This is a genomic window from Duganella paludis (assembly GCF_054461335.1).
In genome coordinates, this window is sequence record NZ_CM136922.1 from 5,509,559 (window position 1) to 5,524,971 (window position 15,413).

The 15,413-nt window shown below is 48.8% G+C and carries 20 protein-coding genes; 4 read left to right on the forward strand and 16 right to left on the reverse strand.

Annotated features, from left to right (window positions below):
• Positions 1 to 51: 51 nt before the first annotated feature.
• From mobF to ACXZ1M_RS24305, 5 genes are all read right to left on the reverse strand, one after another.
• Positions 52 to 2,850: a MobF family relaxase gene (gene mobF / locus ACXZ1M_RS24285; RefSeq protein WP_459050164.1), complete on the reverse strand. Its 2,799-nt coding sequence runs from the start codon at positions 2,848 to 2,850 to the stop codon at positions 52 to 54.
• Between the two features lie 167 nt (positions 2,851 to 3,017).
• Positions 3,018 to 3,500: a hypothetical protein gene (locus ACXZ1M_RS24290; RefSeq protein ID WP_459050165.1), complete on the reverse strand. Its 483-nt coding sequence runs from the start codon at positions 3,498 to 3,500 to the stop codon at positions 3,018 to 3,020.
• Positions 3,497 to 3,715, reverse strand: a complete 219-nt coding sequence (locus tag ACXZ1M_RS24295; RefSeq protein ID WP_459050166.1) for a hypothetical protein — start codon at positions 3,713 to 3,715, stop codon at positions 3,497 to 3,499. Before ACXZ1M_RS24295 ends, ACXZ1M_RS24290 begins: the two co-directional genes overlap by 4 nt.
• 300 nt (positions 3,716 to 4,015) lie before the next feature.
• Complete coding sequence (locus ACXZ1M_RS24300) at positions 4,016 to 4,252, reverse strand: hypothetical protein (protein WP_459050167.1); 237 nt, start codon at positions 4,250 to 4,252, stop codon at positions 4,016 to 4,018.
• On the reverse strand, positions 4,249 to 4,761 hold the full coding sequence (locus ACXZ1M_RS24305) for a hypothetical protein (RefSeq protein WP_459050168.1): 513 nt from the start codon (positions 4,759 to 4,761) through the stop codon (positions 4,249 to 4,251). The genes ACXZ1M_RS24300 and ACXZ1M_RS24305 overlap by 4 nt, the downstream gene beginning before the upstream one ends.
• 977 nt (positions 4,762 to 5,738) lie before the next feature.
• Between ACXZ1M_RS24305 and ACXZ1M_RS24310 the strand changes: the two genes are divergently transcribed.
• From ACXZ1M_RS24310 to ACXZ1M_RS24325, 4 genes are all read left to right on the forward strand, one after another.
• The gene (locus ACXZ1M_RS24310; protein ID WP_459050169.1) at positions 5,739 to 6,185 is read left to right on the forward strand and encodes a pilin; all 447 of its coding nucleotides are present in this window, start codon (positions 5,739 to 5,741) and stop codon (positions 6,183 to 6,185) included.
• An 80-nt stretch (positions 6,186 to 6,265) separates the two neighbouring features.
• On the forward strand, positions 6,266 to 6,634 hold the full coding sequence (locus ACXZ1M_RS24315) for a hypothetical protein (RefSeq protein ID WP_459050170.1): 369 nt from the start codon (positions 6,266 to 6,268) through the stop codon (positions 6,632 to 6,634).
• 181 nt (positions 6,635 to 6,815) lie between these two features.
• The gene (locus ACXZ1M_RS24320) at positions 6,816 to 7,838 is read left to right on the forward strand and encodes a hypothetical protein (RefSeq protein ID WP_459050171.1); all 1,023 of its coding nucleotides are present in this window, start codon (positions 6,816 to 6,818) and stop codon (positions 7,836 to 7,838) included.
• Between the two features lie 90 nt (positions 7,839 to 7,928).
• Positions 7,929 to 8,258: a hypothetical protein gene (locus tag ACXZ1M_RS24325; protein ID WP_459050172.1), complete on the forward strand. Its 330-nt coding sequence runs from the start codon at positions 7,929 to 7,931 to the stop codon at positions 8,256 to 8,258.
• Positions 8,259 to 8,316: 58 nt separating this feature from the next.
• Here ACXZ1M_RS24325 and ACXZ1M_RS24330 read toward each other — a convergent pair whose 3' ends face one another.
• From ACXZ1M_RS24330 to ACXZ1M_RS24380, 11 genes are all read right to left on the reverse strand, one after another.
• A complete protein-coding gene (locus ACXZ1M_RS24330; RefSeq protein WP_459050173.1) occupies positions 8,317 to 10,566 on the reverse strand; it encodes a DotA/TraY family protein in 2,250 nt (749 codons plus the stop codon).
• Between the two features lie 178 nt (positions 10,567 to 10,744).
• A complete protein-coding gene (locus tag ACXZ1M_RS24335; protein WP_459050174.1) occupies positions 10,745 to 11,086 on the reverse strand; it encodes a hypothetical protein in 342 nt (113 codons plus the stop codon).
• A 29-nt stretch (positions 11,087 to 11,115) separates the two neighbouring features.
• A complete protein-coding gene (locus ACXZ1M_RS24340; protein WP_459050175.1) occupies positions 11,116 to 11,262 on the reverse strand; it encodes a hypothetical protein in 147 nt (48 codons plus the stop codon).
• Positions 11,263 to 11,292: 30 nt separating this feature from the next.
• Positions 11,293 to 11,679, reverse strand: coding sequence for a hypothetical protein (locus ACXZ1M_RS24345; protein WP_459050176.1), 387 nt, complete (start codon positions 11,677 to 11,679; stop codon positions 11,293 to 11,295).
• A 118-nt stretch (positions 11,680 to 11,797) separates the two neighbouring features.
• Positions 11,798 to 12,247 (reverse strand): hypothetical protein, encoded by a 450-nt coding sequence (locus ACXZ1M_RS24350; protein ID WP_459050177.1) that lies wholly within the window; start codon positions 12,245 to 12,247, stop codon positions 11,798 to 11,800.
• A complete protein-coding gene (locus ACXZ1M_RS24355; RefSeq protein WP_459050178.1) occupies positions 12,244 to 12,852 on the reverse strand; it encodes a hypothetical protein in 609 nt (202 codons plus the stop codon). Before ACXZ1M_RS24355 ends, ACXZ1M_RS24350 begins: the two co-directional genes overlap by 4 nt.
• Entirely contained in the window at positions 12,849 to 13,223 is a 375-nt protein-coding gene (locus ACXZ1M_RS24360; protein ID WP_459050179.1) for a hypothetical protein, read from the reverse strand. The genes ACXZ1M_RS24355 and ACXZ1M_RS24360 overlap by 4 nt, the downstream gene beginning before the upstream one ends.
• Entirely contained in the window at positions 13,220 to 13,933 is a 714-nt protein-coding gene (locus ACXZ1M_RS24365) for a hypothetical protein (RefSeq protein ID WP_459050180.1), read from the reverse strand. Before ACXZ1M_RS24365 ends, ACXZ1M_RS24360 begins: the two co-directional genes overlap by 4 nt.
• A gap of 467 nt (positions 13,934 to 14,400) precedes the next feature.
• On the reverse strand, positions 14,401 to 14,883 hold the full coding sequence (locus tag ACXZ1M_RS24370) for a hypothetical protein (RefSeq protein ID WP_459050181.1): 483 nt from the start codon (positions 14,881 to 14,883) through the stop codon (positions 14,401 to 14,403).
• 15 nt (positions 14,884 to 14,898) lie between these two features.
• Positions 14,899 to 15,234 (reverse strand): DUF4124 domain-containing protein, encoded by a 336-nt coding sequence (locus ACXZ1M_RS24375; protein ID WP_459050182.1) that lies wholly within the window; start codon positions 15,232 to 15,234, stop codon positions 14,899 to 14,901.
• The gene (locus tag ACXZ1M_RS24380) at positions 15,231 to 15,398 is read right to left on the reverse strand and encodes a hypothetical protein (protein WP_459050183.1); all 168 of its coding nucleotides are present in this window, start codon (positions 15,396 to 15,398) and stop codon (positions 15,231 to 15,233) included. The genes ACXZ1M_RS24375 and ACXZ1M_RS24380 overlap by 4 nt, the downstream gene beginning before the upstream one ends.
• Between the last annotated feature and the right edge of the window lie 15 nt (positions 15,399 to 15,413).

A 15,413-nucleotide genomic window follows, 5' to 3' on the forward strand; every position in this document is an offset into this window, starting at 1 on the left:
CTTGGCAAGAGAGGGCGTCACTTCGATTTTTTGAAGTGACGCCCTCTACGATCACATCTTCCTACGGCGGCCCGCTGGGAGCGTCGTAGCGGCCTCCAGGGCTGCTATCGGGATCGGTGCCGGTTGCTCCTCCTTCGCGGCTTCTATGGGCCGCTGTGTGGCCTCTGGCTCTATCTTAACGGGTTCGGTCTTTGCTGCGGTCGGCTGCTGTGTCTGGGCTGCTGCTGGCTGCTGATCCATATACTTTGCGGTGAATTCTCTACGCTGTTCGGGTGTGAGATAGTCAAGCACCCAATCTGATGACCCGTCGCGGCTCATAGCCCGCCCCATCTTCGATAATGCGTCAGCCAAGCCGTCAGTGTCGGCGGTAGACATGTAAAGCTTGGTCTCTTGCTTGCTGCGGGAGGCGAGCACATAAGCCGCCTGCTTGTCCACCATGGACGGATCGAGATACGTGTAAGCGTGGTGCTTACTAAGCCCTTGACTCGCATGGCCGGTCCCGCAATAGCCATAGTCAAGCTTGTCGAATTCGCTGAGTCTAAACGTTGTGGTCTTTCCCGAATCAAGTTTCAGGGTTAGCTCCGTATCTCCGTCCCTAAGCCTTTTCAACTTTTGTAGCTCTCCGTTATTCCCGTTGAAGATTTGTAATGCGGTGTTTCCCTTCATGATGCGTAGACGGTCGCCTATCCTGAGTTCACGTGAAAATCTCGCGGTGTCATCCTTATTGGAAAATTCCACCCACGTTGCATCCTCAGACAGTTGGCCCCGTTCGATCATCAGTCTTCTAATCTCGTCGTTGACCGCTCGTGTGTCACGATGCCGCGAACACATTGCAGGCTTCTCAGAATCTGGGGTGGTGTCGTCGACGTAGTCGAGTGCCATACGCTTTAAAGTGGCCTCCGTGCTGTCAGAAACTACTAGGAGGTCATTGTCTGCGAAGGCCTGTAGAGCCATTGCTCCGCGTCCGTCTTTTAGATTTAAAACAGCTTCCTTATGCCAAGGGAGCTTCTGACGCACGATGTCCTTGAGTTCTGCGAATTTTATTCCCAAATCTTGCAGACCTCCGAACCATGCCCCCCGTTCAATATTCTGGTATTGGAGCTTGTCCCCTAGGACGATAATTTTTGAGTCCGGTGCGGCTAGCTGCAGGGCTCTGAATTGTTCAACGCCTGTCATTGCAGCTTCATCCAATATGAACGTAGTCTTGAAGTCAGGCCTGATCTTCCCGTTCTGGATTTGGATTAACACGCTTGCGAGCGTTCCGCCTTCGTTGATTCCCGCTCCTTCTTTTAGGCTTGCTGCGGCTTGTCCGGCCAACGCTGTTCCGATTACTCGTTGCCCTGCTGTTTCTTCCATTAGACGAACCCCAGCCATGCAGAAGCTTTTACCTGTTCCACTGAGGCCATTGATTCCCAATTGTCGGCCACCGTTTGCACAATGATACATGCACGCAATCTGCTCAGCTTTCATCTTCACAGGTGTGTGGCTGTCCTTAGAAAGCATTGCTTCATAAGCTTTGATCGCTGCTTGAACCTGATCGGTGGTTCGGTTGTGACGTGTGTCGCTGGTCGCCATGGCGAAGTCGTCGGCAAGTCCAATTTCCTGCCTCATTACCTTAATGGAGCTGTAGAGAATAGAAGTGCGAGGGCGGGGATTAAAGGTGGTCGAGTGCTCAGCCGCACCGACACTAATGACGTTGTTCTGGTCCCTGATTTCTGCAGAAAGGCGGTCACTCTTTTTCACTTGCGGTCCAAGATTATGAGCGTCGCCATTTATGATTCGGTCTGTGGCTTTCTCTACATCGGCCAACGACATGCCGCCATTTCGACAAGCCTCATTAGCTACGGCCATCAGAACATCTTTTCGTTCAAACACGGATCGAGTGTTCGTTATGCTGTCCAAAATTTGCTCTGAGTTGATTTCGGGCGGTGTGTCGCGGTCTGTTTCGTGTCTCAAGCTCTGCACGGTCTTTTCGTTGATGCCAAAAACTTTTGCTTCGTCCCTCCACGTTTTTAGAAGCTCGGCAAATGGCGGCTCGTCTTTTACGGAACGGGATTTTTTTGCGGCAAGCTCTACGTGCTTTGGATCGTTCGGGTTTAGATTGTGTTCTTTGATGTAGTCGGCAATTCGTTTGCTACCTTTTGAGAATTCCTCTTCGGCCTCTCTACTGAAGCCTTCGATCCTGAACGAGAAATCATTTGTGTCGTCTGCGATTATTTTGAATCCAAGCTCAGCCAGTCCCCTCGCTAACACTGAGCGATAGACCGCCCCAGCCGCTCGATGCTGGTCCATAACCTCTCTACTGTCTAAGCTTGCCCACGTTCCGTCTTCACGCTGAGCCATCAGTGCAAAAATTCCATGGTGGTGAAGCTGCATCGTTAGATCACGGCCCGCTCGATGCGTGAAATTCGCAACACATATTCCTTTCGCGGTTTCTAGCTCCTCGCCGTTGTGGCCTGTCCTGATCACAACATGCTTACCCAAATACTTCATTGATTCGGCGTGAGCTTGCTCGCTAAGCCTGACGATGTTCTCTCGCATCTCGGGTGTTGCGAATGCCATGAGCATGCTTACAGACTTGGGTGCACTGTTCACACATTCGACGGCCAATTTCTCGCGGTTTGGACTGTTAGCATTCTTGGTGAGTGCTTTGCCGGTTGGGCTTTTTCCGCCCAAAATATTTTCGAAGGCCTCCGCCTCTACCGGCTTGCCAGCAAGGCCAAGGGCGGCGGCTCCGTCGCCTGTCCAATGCGATACACCCTGAGTGTGTTCGCCTTCAACAAAGTATTCAGTGGCCTTCAAATATTCGAAGTGGTCACCTTTCATGATGACCTCAATTTTGCTCATCATGTTAAAAGTTCCTTAGTTTTGAGGACGTGATTTCTTTTTCTCTGCAATGCGTGCTCTTGCCCGTTGAAGTGGGGTAAGGTTATCGACTGCTGCTTCCTCAACAGGTGTTGATGGCGAAGGTTCTTCGTTCACTGATTGCTCCGTGATGGCCTGCGGGTGCCGGTCTATCACATCATCTGTTTCGGTCGTCGGCGGAGCAATGTCCAGTGGGGTTTGGCCCGCTTGCTGTGTGCTGGCTCGTCTTTGTGCGAGACGTTGCTTGATGTCGGATAGCTCGGGGGGAGGGGCGTAAGCTCCTGTTTCGGAGAGTTCATTTTTTTCCTTTGGCCTTGTTGGGGCGGAGATTTTTTTGGGGATGGGGTGGAGGGTTTACTGGTATTCGGATCAAGGTCAAGGCCTCGACGGTATTTGCTCATGTGCCACGCCCCAAACGCGACGCATGGAATAGACAGGGACGTAATGAGATAGACGCCCAGTCCTCCGCCGGAGAACAGTGAAAGCACGATGAAGAAAGTCACGGATGCAAGCAGGATCGCCAAAGCGAAACTCAGCAAGTGGTTATCTAAGTCTCCTTTAATTTTCTGTGCTAGCTCAAGCAGGTAGGCTTGCAGGTTATTGATCGCTTGACTTAGGTCACGCATATTTTTCACGGCAGAAAGTCCCGGTTGGGATCAATCCTCTTTCCGTGTCGGCGAACAAATTCCTCATACCTTAATTCGTCTATGTTTTGGTAATGGCTTGCAATTATCATCTTTGTTTTGTCGTCAAGACGCTCTCCGCAAAGCATGATCTCAAAGTTCTTTAGAGCTTTAGCCACATACCTCTCTGCGGTCTGTTGTGCGGTCATTTCGGGGTGGTCGGTCATATTGGTCTCCTTAGGTTATCGGCCTAGCCAGCGGCCTATCGATATCGTTTTGTGTCCGCGTCTAGTCAAGTTTTAAGTTTAGTTCCATCAGATTTGACTCCATGCTTTTGATGATTTTTTCCATGGAGTCCAACTTGCGTATTACCTTTTCGCTCTCCACATATTCCAGCAAGGCTTCTCGTTGGATTGACGCTAGTGACTGTCCCTTCTTCTTTGCCAAGGCTTCTAGGTCTTTGTGCAGACTAATGCTCACGCGCGTGTGAACTGTTGGTGTTTTTACGGCCATGATTTTGATACCTCCTATTTTGTTTTTTGGTCTTTGATTACCGTCTCAGTGGCTTGTTGATCGAAATCTTTGAGAAGCTGTTCGGCCTGTTGCCACAGTGTCTTTAGCTTCTCCCAATCCTTCGTCATCTTGTCTTGTGTTTGTAAAAGGGAAGGATGAGAGCTATCGTCATTTTTGGTTGTGCTCTCGCCCATGGCCCCCTCGTCTTTCATTGTCAGTTCATCACTGGAGTCTTGATGGGATTGGGTCATTGGTTGCCTCCGTTGACTTCTAGCTCAAGCTTCACGAAGCTCTTATGAAAGTAGCTGTTCATTCCGATTGAGAAGACCTGTGAGACCGCAACTCGGTCGCTGGAATTCAGTTGATCTAGATGCTTGTTGAACTCGCTCCCCGGCGTGATATCGAATGTCACTTGTTGTTGGTCCTCTCCGTAAATACTGCTCGGTTCTGCCGTCGCCAGCGTTGCCGCGATCATGTTTTGCTGTTGCGTGGTGAGGCCATCAATAAGCCGTGAATATTCGCTGTTGCGTGATAGGTCTAGCTCCAATGAGAGGCGTGTAAGGCTTGGTGCCGGTTGCTTTTTGCGCTCCGGATTCACCCCCGGATTCTTCCGTAGCATGATTAGATGTTCGTCGTTTGTAACCTGCTTGTAAGCCTCAATCGCTTGATCTACAAGACGCGTCATTTCCTGCGTGATTGGATGAATCGTTGAATAGGCATCTTGTAGCGATACATGTAGATGGTCATAGCGTCTGTTCATTTTTCTAAGCTCCTAAGTAACGTGCTAGTCATTTTTGAGTAACGTGATTGGGCTTTGAATTTTGTGTTCATCGTGATTTTTTGTCTCGACTTGTTCTTCGCCTTACTTAGTTCTCTCAAATCCGCTAGTAAGGTGTCAATTTCGGTGAGCACAAATCTGATAAATGGCGGACACATAGAGCACGCACGGCGAACACAGGTGTTTGCTTTCTAATGTGCCCATGCCTCAACCCGAGCAAGAATGCGGCGTCGAAGTGTGTTTGCGAGGGGGCAGGGTGTTCGAAATGTGTAGCCACAGCGGAGCGTGTGTCTGCGCGGCTTTCGGCGTGCTTTTGGGGTTAGCTGTGTCCATCTCAGATGAGTTCGGTGTCCCTTTTTTGATTTTGACTTTGACTTTGCTGAGTCCACGAACACGCGAGTGTTTGTAGGCGAAGTGCATCTAGCTGAGCCTATTCCCAACGCGGGAATGAGCGAAGTGCTCTTTGCTGAGAAATCGAACACATAAGTGTTTCGGTTTCGAAGTGCTCTTGCTGTTGCCGTTTTCTGCTGCTGTTGACGCTGCTTGAACGAACGGAGCGGGGGAGTCAATGGGACGTGGAATACCGCAATCCCGAAGAGGTAAGGATATGCCGCAAAAGCCCGTTTACTTCCGTGCAAAGTGGAACGCTCTGAGTAATTGGGTAGTGCTGGATTTTTGAGTGCTACCCAGTGACGACAAAGGGCGACTTGCTCCCCTTATGGGGCGGGGGAGTGGTGTGTAAATCCGTGCTTGATCCGCGTCCGAATCCGTGAGCCATCCGCGTTTCACAACAACGTAAATCTCTGCTCCATCCTCAAGCCGTCCGCACTTCTATCCGTGATCGACCATTGCTCTAGTCCGCGTGCCGTCCTAGCGTTAATCCGATGGGCGGACTTGTTGTGTCCGTTTCTGAGTGCGATGCTTTTAGTGTTCGATAACAAACACAAAGGAGACATGCTATGAACAACAAAAACATCAAACGCTTAGCAATCGCACGTAACAAATCTTCGGGCTTTACCTTGATTGAGCTTGTGGTCGTCGTCATGATTTTAGGGATTCTTTCCGCAGTGGCGTTGCCTAAATTCGTAGACCTCACAACTGAAGCAAGGCAGGCAGCAATGCAGAGTATCGCTGGTGCTATCTCTACTGCCTCATCTGTAAATTATGGTGCAAAAAAGCTAGGCAACTCGGAAGCCATTACGTTCGACTATCAGAATCCATGTGATACAACACAGGTCAGTAAGTTTTTAGATAGTCCCCTAGATTCATCGCAATATGTTGTCCAAAACTCGATGCAAAAAGGGTTGGTGTCATGTGCGACCAACAATGTCACATATTGTGAACTAAAGAACACTAGCGATCCCGCGACTACACCAGTCCTCATGACGATCTACTGTGCACGATAAGAAGTAAGGATGACTTGAGAAGTATCTGATTTAACTCGTAGTAAAGGCCACTCAACAATAACAAAAAAGGAGATTTAACCATGGCTAAGAATGACAAAAAAGAAGTGCTGATTCTGGATGATGAAAAGGCTCAGCGGGCCTTAGAAGACGCATTGTTGTCTAACGCGTTTGTGAAGGTTAGCAAGATTGAACAGCTTGAAAAATTTAGGAAGGGCATCTTGGCATTGCATGCTAAGGGCGTGTCAACTGAGAACATAAAAAAGGTGATCGATGAATCTGGTTCGGGACATACCTTTGCTCTCGACATGATCCGCAAGTTCATTGCACAGAACACCGTTAAGCCTGTGCAAGCAGTGCCTGCTGCGGTGGTCGCTCCGAAGTCGGCACCTGCTCCAGCCGTGGCCGCTCCGGTAGCTCAAACAGTGCTTGCGGCGGGTGTGAAGAAGTAAGCGAATCGACGCAAAAACAAGGGCCGCTCACGCGGCCTTTCTCTTTTGGTGCCGGTCTAAGATTTTTCTTTGTTGGGAAGCGGCAAGATGTTATCTTTGCATCTTCGCGACATCTAGAAGGCATGCACTGAGTATGACTAACCCTGTTAAAACCTGTGTATTCTGCGGGGAGTCCCCCGCTGTGAAAACAAAGGAGCACGTAATCCCGCAGTGGTTAATGCGGCTAACTGGAGACCCCAAGCGAATCGCTGGTTTTAGCTCCATCGGTGACCGTGGGAAGAATGCTCGTGCGTTCGCATTCGATGCCTTTCATTTTCCGGCGTGTGATACATGCAATAACGATTGGGCCGCACTGGAAGACAAAGCAAAAGTTGTGGTTGAAAAAATTTTGCGGTCTGGGCCGATCAAGCCGGAAGAATGGAACACTCTCCTTGACTGGTTTGATAAGGTGCGGGTGGGTTTATGGCTCGGAATGCAAATGCTCGATAAGAACTTTTTGGAAGTCGAACCTAAGTTTCATATTGCAAAACGTGTGAGCTTGAAGGATAGGACTCTCGTCATCACCAAAGCTCGGCATGGTCAGCGGCTTACATTCTTTGGCTCAAATACCCTAGCGTTTAACTACATGCCTAGCTGTTTCGGTCTCACGATTAACGACACAACCTTGCTAAACGTATCGTATGAGTTCTTACTGTCTGAGCGTTTAGGATTTCCATACCCGATTGAGCACGATCAGCGGTTCAGTGGGGACTCCTTCGTGAAAATCACTAAAGGAAAAGAGACGATAACCCTTCCGCCGCTTGATCTACATGTGACGGCATGCGGCACTGCGATACATCAAGTCGTGTATAAAAACTGGCGGGAGAGCGAGGCGAGTGAGGTTTGGACATCTGAGCATGTGAAAGATAATAGTGTAGATCATGAGTCGGGCTTATCAGTTCCATTCTTGGAGTTGGAGAGTGGTCACGTGTCGCCAATTAAGGCTGCTGGCAGTCGAGAATGGGTGCCTAAGCACGTCTTTGCCAACAACACTAAGTCCGGTCAATACCTCGCGGGATTTTGCCTAGATGTTCAGTCAATGCTGTGGCGAAAGTGGGTTGATTTCATAGCAGACGCAGAGGAAAAAAAGTTCGCCGTTGGGCTTGAAAAATTGGTGCAGGAAGACCTTCATGACTTTCGAAAAGTCATCGATACGATGAAGTAAATTTCCAACCGAAATTTCTTTCATAGCTTAAAAATGTGCGCTAAGATTTGTTCTGTCGTATCTCATTTAACTTTTTAGGAGGCTTAAAAAATGGCAAAAGGCAAACGCACTACTACTCCGTTTGATCCCGATAAAATCAAAGCGGCATTGGAAGAAGCATTCGAGAAGAAATCATACAAGAGTGAGAAAAAAGCTGATTTGCTCTTGCCGTTCAAAACGCTGATTCAAAAGATGGCCGATGACGGTGCAACTGTCGCAAAGATCACGGCGATTTTGAAAGATAGCGGTGGCTACAGCGGTTCTTCCGTATCCGTCTCTGACTTCTGCAAAGCTCATATCAAGTTTCCTGTTGCTAAGCCGGTCGCCGCTGCACCCGCCCCTGCACCCGCTCCCGCTCCTGCACCACCACCTAAGAAATAAGCTTCAACAGTCCCAAAAAAAGGCCGCTTTCGCGGCCTTTGTCTTTTTTGAGTCTCGCTCAATCCTCGCTTGAGTCGCGTAGATTGTCGGGCCTTGGCGGTCCCGCCTGCTCGGCTTCACTCGGGCTTGATGCGGGTTCGCTCTGTGCCTCCGTCGCCGGCTGCTCACTAACGCCGGCATTGCTGCTTTGGGTTTGATCCCCGCTTGACTGCTTCGCTCTGCTGGGGGTGTCCTGGCCCTTCTGCGGGGCTGCTGGTGCCTTAGATGACTTCGCGTTCATGGTCGGTGCTTTGCCGTCGCCTAAGCCCTTAGAACCGGCTCCACTCGCTCCCGATCCTTGGCGGCTCATGTTGGCAGCGTTGTTCACCACAGTTGCAGCAGCGGCTACAGCCGTCAGTTTGCTATCGCCATGCATTTTCTCCGCCATTTCGCCCATTTGTTCTACGCCGCCACCGATCCAACGAAGAGTGTTGTTAGGAAAGACGTAGATCGCTTTGAAGAGTAAGTAGACGATCGTGGTCACACCACCTGCATACAGTCCAATGGACACTAGTAAGGTTCCTACGCCAACGAGAGAGCCAACATTTGAGACCCAAAACGCTTTGAGAAAAATGTTGTTGAAAGTTGGCATGATCACTACCAATCCCATCATTGCAAAGACGAAGCCAGCTACCATCAAGACGGGACGTGTTAGCAAGCCCAAAATCAACATGTAGCCTTGTGAGGCCTTGCCGGTAGCTCCATCACCATTTGGAAGTAAGTGATAAGCTGCCCAAATGGGAGCCGCAAAGATGGCTTCGGCACATAGCAGAATGAAGCTAACGGCACATCCGAAAAACATCAATGCGGGCATCTTCGGAAGCACTACAGCAATAGACGCACCGAACATGAACATGGCCGAAGAAATGAACGTTGCGAGTGTCACGAACATTTCAATCCCGGCTTGCAGTGCACCTACCGCCGCCGATGACATCCCAAAGGTTGCAAGTCCCGCGACGTTGCCAAGCCATGAATCAGATACCGCTTTAGCCCCGGCTACTCCGGCTTTGATAATCACGGTTGTCGCAAACGTCGTTTCGCTTGCAACCATGATCCAGTCACCATAGTCCTTGATTGCCATCATCGGGTCACGGTTGTCGTCGAGCATTGCGCCCTTCATGACGCTTGTCGCCTTTTTATTCGTAAAGCTTGCGAATGCTTTCATCCACGGATTGCTTGTGTTTCCAGCACCTGTAATCGCGTCCATATCCTTCTCAGAAACGCTGTTGGCCGCTTGTGCAAGCACGTTCTGCGATGAGGTCATGTAAGCTTGCAAATCCGTTGCGAACGCTTGAAAGTCTTTGATTCGCATGGGGCGAGTTTGCGGCACACCTGCGATTGCGTCGCGTGTCGCATCCTGCAGCTGTGCCGCTTTCATGAACCAGCTTCCGGCAGATACCCATCCATCTTTGTTCGCGGCTTTGACGATAGCAGCACGAGTGTCATTTGATGCAACGGAGCTTTTAGCGGCTGATGCGATATCGTTCTGATACTGCTCGATAGCACTGAACATGGGGGCCATGCTCGGGAGTGCTCCGCCTTTGTCACGATACTCAATGATCTGCTTCGCAAGTGGTGCTAGCGTGCTCTCCATCTTCTGAGTCGCTTGAATATGAGCCTGCTGAATGCTGGTTAGGCCTGACGTTGGGATGGGTTCGCCGCCAAGGATAGAGTCCTCCCCGGTTGGAGCGTCTGAGTAGGCCACAGTGTTGTAGCTGACTGAGCCGCATGAATCCGCGTTTATTCCTCCGCCTCCGTATTGCCTGCCGCCGCTTGGAAGGCTGCTAGCTGACATGTATGAGATTGGGCCTGCGGAATAGCTCACAACCTTGTTATACGCTTCCATACACAGCTCTGATTCAAGTATTGACGCCGCCAGATTCTGGACGTTTGGAAGTGTCACAGAAGGTGCCATGTTCGACTTGGCTACATAGACTTCGGTGTATTTTTGCCACGCGGTATCTGCCAGCCCGATACCCTGCGTGATTGCCCACGCGATGATGAACTGAGCGGTGCAGTAACCGCCTTTAACCGGGATGATTAACGCCATGCCCCATGCGGTGCGAATGGGAACCCAAACGCTAGACCATCGTCTACCTAATACCTCTCCGTCGTGTGCAGTGCTGACGGTGCCGAAAATCATGGTGTAGCAAGCCAAACACCCAGCAATGATTAGAGCGGCCCCATTGAGAAGTTTGACAATTTCAGAGATGGGGGTTGATTCGGTTCCACCGAAGAGTTCTCCAAAAATTCCACGCAACCACATCATGGAAACATCCGTGGATATCGGTGTGAAAAACTCGGGTCCAGCAGCGTGTGCAAGTTGGGGTGTGACAAGGAAGAGTAGAGCGAGGAGAAGAAGGGGTGATGCTGACTTTCTGAATATCATGAAAATCTCCTGTTGTTATTTTTGGTGAGATTTGAGTTAGATTGTGTGGACTGCAGGTTTATGCTTTTCGGTTGGCCTCCCGTTCTTTGATGAAGTCTTTAAGTGCTTGCGGTGCATCCGGCGTGCTCTTGACTGCAAGACGCATTGCGAAGTCAAAAGAGCCTCCCTCGGTGGCAAATCTGAGCATTTCCGGCTTGTGGATGTAGCGAAGCTTGGAGCCGGGGGGATGGAAGTTTGTTTCGCCCGAGTAGGAAGAAATCTTGAATTTCGGGCTGCTTCCGTCTTGCTTAGACCCGATGATCCTAGCGAGACGAACGAGGATGTCGTCACCGTTGTCAGTAAGTAGCAGCGTGTAGCCGAGAGCTTCCGTTCTCATGAAAATAAGGTTTGGCATTGCCATGATTAAGTCTCCTTTTGTGGTTGATGGTGTTAGTAGATAAATCCTCTGTAGAGACAGAGAAGGACAGCGATGAGGACGGCGACAACAAGAGCAAGGTAAGCTCTATCAGGAAGGGCCATCAGTTTTTCATCGATGATCTGAATGTATTCTTCAAGCGTTTTAAAGCGATGTTTCATGTGGTTCCTCGGGCTATGTTGTGGGTTGTGTTAGAGGCGTTTGGAGGTCTTGCGGGGTGCGTATGCGGATGGTGGGGTAAGCGATCTACGTAGTCGAAGACCTTCTTTTGTTGCAGCTATCTCGGAGAAATCATCTATCATAGCGAGCATAATTTCGTCCAATTCACTGCCTAATTTTGAAAACCTCATAAAACTATCGATGCAGTAATGCCGATAAGTGTTCCAATCTGACGGATTTTCAAATCTGATGATGTTGATGTAGTCTAGAAAATCTTTGTCTTTAATAGAATAGATTTCGGAGGGCGATCTATCGCTATCTGTAGCGATAAACAGTCCGGTGCCACGGCCAACAAGAAATAAACAGAAATCAAAGCCAGCTGACTTGATTGCCCTATAGTTATCATTGGATATAAACATGCTCTACCTCCTTTGTTAGTCATACTTCTAACGTCTCAAAACCGCAGAGGAAACGCAATAACATCTGCGGTTTTAAAGAGTCATTCGGACGGAAGGAAAGCGGGATGCTGCGGACTACTTAGAGGCGTTTGGAAGACTTGCGGGGGGCTTGCTGGAGGGGTGGTGCGGGGAGTGCTGCGGAGATATCTAAGGCTTCTTGGAGCGTCAAAATTGCTTCGTCAAGTTCTGCAATTTTTACTAGTAAAACGTCCGGGGTGAGCGACTCGAAAATCTCCATTGCTTCTTTTTGTGCTGCTAGCTTTGCCTGCTGATGTAACTTCAATGAAAAAATATCATCAGTTTCGTCAATGGCTTCTTCCATAATTTTGTCAAGTTTGGAGCCGGGTTTAGAGTTCTCAGCGAGTGCTTCAATAGACTTGGTGTGTGCGAATCTGTATTTGTGCAGACCGGAACAACCGCCATAATTCTCTGTGCAACGATGAGTTTTACACCGGCAAAATATTACCCAATGATATTCTTTCTTGGCTCTGTATCCTGCCGCTTTGATGATTTCATAGTTCTTGTTCATAGTCTCCCTCTCTTCGTAGTAGCTGTAACTCCTGTGGCCCTAAACGGGAGCTTTGTTGCGTTCGCTAGCTTTCTCCTTTCATGTTCTGCGACAGCCTTAAGCGTTGGTGGATGGCCTTCTTCAATCAGTGTTTTTAGAAAGAATTTCAGAGCTTTATCAAGATAACTGCCTCGCCTCGCTAATCGCATGTCCCAATGAAATTGGATGTCGTCTTGATCCATGTCCTCGCCAAAAGATTTTGAGTAGCTTGCTTTGCCGTCGAGAAGTCCATATTTAGAGAGGAGGGATGGTTGAGGCATGCTCTTTAACCGTAGTTGAAGACTACCGCCGACAACATTGTCCCCATATCCCAGCGGATGAAATATCATATCAATCGGATGAGCATCCCCGTCATCAGCGTCACTAAAAAACGCATAAATTGCCGGATCAGAGCTACCGACAACGGGAACAATCTCATATGAATTTCTAAAATCCTCCAGCATTTTCCACGTTGAATTCGTTCTCGGGAACCGCCGTTTCTTGCTGCTATACCAGATTTTAGGAAACAAATATTCGATCTCCTTTATACTGAGTCTTTCGCTGTCTCGTTTCATCGTTTTTTTCATAGTCTTCCTCTCTGTGTTGCGGTGGTTGGTTGAATAGGTTGTTGTGGTAGGCTTGCGGCTAACTCTAAGCTCTCTTTGACGGATGTGAGGGCGGGGAATTTCTGTATAAGGTCCGCGAAAATTTGGTCAAGCTCTGAACCTTTTTTCATAGCTTTAAGCAACTGATGATCGTCTTTTAGCACGTCGATTTCACGGCTCTGGAAGGGAGTTGGAAGGCGATATACTTGCGAACCGTCGAAGGCAGGAATATCCGTAACGATGAGCATAAAGACGTCACGCCAGCATGGAGGGGTGGGCGAATCCTCGATCTCCCACTCGCTAACGCTGAACTTGCAACCGGCATCGATGATGATTTTGTAGTTCTCGTTCATAGTCTTCCTCTCTGTGGCGTGGTGGATGGTTGTGCGGGCTGTTGTGCGATCATTCCGGCTATCATGTCGGCTTCATGCTCGGCTTTGATAGCGTAGAAATTGGGGCATTCTTCGATCATCTCGGCTATGATCGAATCAATCATGTTTAACTTGTTGGTGTCTGGTGAATCAAGAAAGCAACGAAGTAAAATTTTGGAAAATGAGCATTCTGAGAATTCTAAATCAGGGAAAAGAAACGAATAATCCGCCTCAAATTTATCCATCGCATCTTCTTCGACGCCGTAGACTCCTCCAGGCTCTGATTGGTAGCCGGTGCATTCTTGTAGCTGGATGACGTAATCGGGCTTAGACGAATCTTTGCTGACGCTGGGTGTTCTCATTGAAATGCAAAAACAAAATCTAGCTTCGACAATTGCTTGATGGTATTGAGAGGATCGAAGTAGTTCGAAGATTTCGGCGGGAGGTTGGAAGGGGGAGGAGGAGATACCAGCTAGCAGATTTATTGCGTAAATGGGTAGCAATGTTTCTTCGTGAATGCTGATGATGGTTTGTGGATTTAATGGCCTCTGTTCGCTACGCATGCGGCAAATTGAAGTAGTGCTTTGCTCTAGTCTTTCCGCTAATGCCCGATCACTTTTTACATTGAGTAGCGATTTAACTTGATCGAATAAAAGTGCTGTTGAAGGGCGTGTTCTACTTGGATTTTTCATAGTCTTCCTCTCTGTGTTGTGGTGGATGGTTGTGTGGCGATTTTGGAAATCGACTCAGAAATTTCAATGGCTATAATTCGTGCTTTTAGTAACGGAATCTTGTCGATGGCTTTGAGCATAAGTTCGTTTGTTCGTGACCTCTCCGTGCAGTTGGTTAAGTAGTTATGCTCTGCCGATCTGAAAGCGGACTTCTTGCGAAAAATAGCTACCTCCGCCATTGAATTATTTTTCTTATGAGTTTTGATGCCATCGCATTCCCACGGATCGCACGTGCAAAAGAAGAGATAGTTCCTTGCACAGTCGTTATGTGCTGTGATGTGATATCCGGCTTTTGTGATTAGCTCGTAGGTTCGATTCATGGTCTTCCTCGCCGTTGATTGTTGATATAACCAACGTCTCAAAACCGCAGAGGTTTGTCAATTTCCTCTGCGGTTTTAATGAGGGTTTGCGATGAAAGGTAAGCTCTACTAAGAAGGCTTTTTGATGGGCGTTTTTCGCTTTTTGAATGGCACGTCATTCATGTTGCACCAAACCTCTGCAACCATTTTTGCTAGCTCGTTATCGCTTCTCAGAGACCAGATATAGCGGCCTAACGTCCGGCCCGTGATAGGCTCTTTTTTGGCAATGAGTGCGGGTGCTTTTCTATCTACTTCTTGAATGAGTGCGTAGAGTGCCGAGGATTTTTCTGCGATCTGCTCAGCTTCGCTCGATGAGGTTTCATCGACTTCGATTGTGCATAATGCCCGCTCGATGATGGGGTTATGCTCCGCTTGGGTCTCATTATTAGAGAGGAAGCTAAGGGCTACCGCTACGGTGCGTGTCTTCGACTGCATAGCCGTTTTAAACGCCTTAGCGGCCTCCCTGTTCGCCTGAAGATGGCGAATGAGGGTGACGTCTACCTGATCCTTGCTAGCTTCGTCTGAGCGATTTTGGTTTTGTTTTGCTCGCATGGCGTGGGTGTCTCCTTAGTTTTTTGCGGGATGCAGGATCAAGACTTGCTCCGCTGCTTGATCGCCTGTCTTTTTATTTGTGTAGAAGACTTGCCCGGACTCGTCCGTGTATTTCCAGAACGTTGTGTTAGCGGGTGGTGTCGGTGGCGACTTAGCGTTGCGAGTCGCTTCTAGTAGCTGCTCATAGTGGTCTTCTTGATTTGCTAGCTCACGGTCTTTCATATGAATCGAATCAATATGAGCTTGCCCTAGGAAGAAAAATGCAAGGGCTGAGAAAAACAAGGCCCATCCGAATCCATGAGTAAAGTCTCTGGCATTAATTGAGTCGTCTTCATTTTTAACGTTGCTCATCGCGTTACTCCTTGTGAGAAGCTTTTCGCCTTCACTTGCTGACTCGTCTTGAAGGCTTGGTTTGCTTCGCTGATGGAAATGAATGACGAACTCAGGAAGCCGAATGCCATCAGAAGAGCGGCGAATTTCAAGAGTTTTTGAGTTTGAGTTTGGTTGAGTTTCATGATTTTTCTCCTTAT

Excerpts from the sequence above, each read along its gene's own strand:
- mobF (WP_459050164.1), bottom strand. The coding sequence starts at position 2,850 with ATGATGAGCAAAATTGAGGTCATCATGAAAGGTGACCACTTCGAATAT.
- ACXZ1M_RS24335 (WP_459050174.1), bottom strand. The coding sequence starts at position 11,086 with ATGGCAATGCCAAACCTTATTTTCATGAGAACGGAAGCTCTCGGCTAC.
- ACXZ1M_RS24380 (WP_459050183.1), bottom strand. The coding sequence starts at position 15,398 with ATGAAACTCAACCAAACTCAAACTCAAAAACTCTTGAAATTCGCCGCT.
- ACXZ1M_RS24370 (WP_459050181.1), bottom strand. The coding sequence starts at position 14,883 with ATGCGAGCAAAACAAAACCAAAATCGCTCAGACGAAGCTAGCAAGGAT.
- ACXZ1M_RS24365 (WP_459050180.1), bottom strand. The coding sequence starts at position 13,933 with ATGAAAAATCCAAGTAGAACACGCCCTTCAACAGCACTTTTATTCGAT.
- ACXZ1M_RS24300 (WP_459050167.1), bottom strand. The coding sequence starts at position 4,252 with ATGACCCAATCCCATCAAGACTCCAGTGATGAACTGACAATGAAAGAC.
- ACXZ1M_RS24310 (WP_459050169.1), top strand. The coding sequence starts at position 5,739 with ATGAACAACAAAAACATCAAACGCTTAGCAATCGCACGTAACAAATCT.
- ACXZ1M_RS24375 (WP_459050182.1), bottom strand. The coding sequence starts at position 15,234 with ATGAGCAACGTTAAAAATGAAGACGACTCAATTAATGCCAGAGACTTT.
- ACXZ1M_RS24355 (WP_459050178.1), bottom strand. The coding sequence starts at position 12,852 with ATGAAAAAAACGATGAAACGAGACAGCGAAAGACTCAGTATAAAGGAG.
- ACXZ1M_RS24315 (WP_459050170.1), top strand. The coding sequence starts at position 6,266 with ATGGCTAAGAATGACAAAAAAGAAGTGCTGATTCTGGATGATGAAAAG.
- ACXZ1M_RS24345 (WP_459050176.1), bottom strand. The coding sequence starts at position 11,679 with ATGTTTATATCCAATGATAACTATAGGGCAATCAAGTCAGCTGGCTTT.
- ACXZ1M_RS24330 (WP_459050173.1), bottom strand. The coding sequence starts at position 10,566 with ATGATGTGGTTGCGTGGAATTTTTGGAGAACTCTTCGGTGGAACCGAA.
- ACXZ1M_RS24360 (WP_459050179.1), bottom strand. The coding sequence starts at position 13,223 with ATGAACGAGAACTACAAAATCATCATCGATGCCGGTTGCAAGTTCAGC.
- ACXZ1M_RS24295 (WP_459050166.1), bottom strand. The coding sequence starts at position 3,715 with ATGACCGACCACCCCGAAATGACCGCACAACAGACCGCAGAGAGGTAT.
- ACXZ1M_RS24305 (WP_459050168.1), bottom strand. The coding sequence starts at position 4,761 with ATGAACAGACGCTATGACCATCTACATGTATCGCTACAAGATGCCTAT.
- ACXZ1M_RS24325 (WP_459050172.1), top strand. The coding sequence starts at position 7,929 with ATGGCAAAAGGCAAACGCACTACTACTCCGTTTGATCCCGATAAAATC.
- ACXZ1M_RS24340 (WP_459050175.1), bottom strand. The coding sequence starts at position 11,262 with ATGAAACATCGCTTTAAAACGCTTGAAGAATACATTCAGATCATCGAT.
- ACXZ1M_RS24350 (WP_459050177.1), bottom strand. The coding sequence starts at position 12,247 with ATGAACAAGAACTATGAAATCATCAAAGCGGCAGGATACAGAGCCAAG.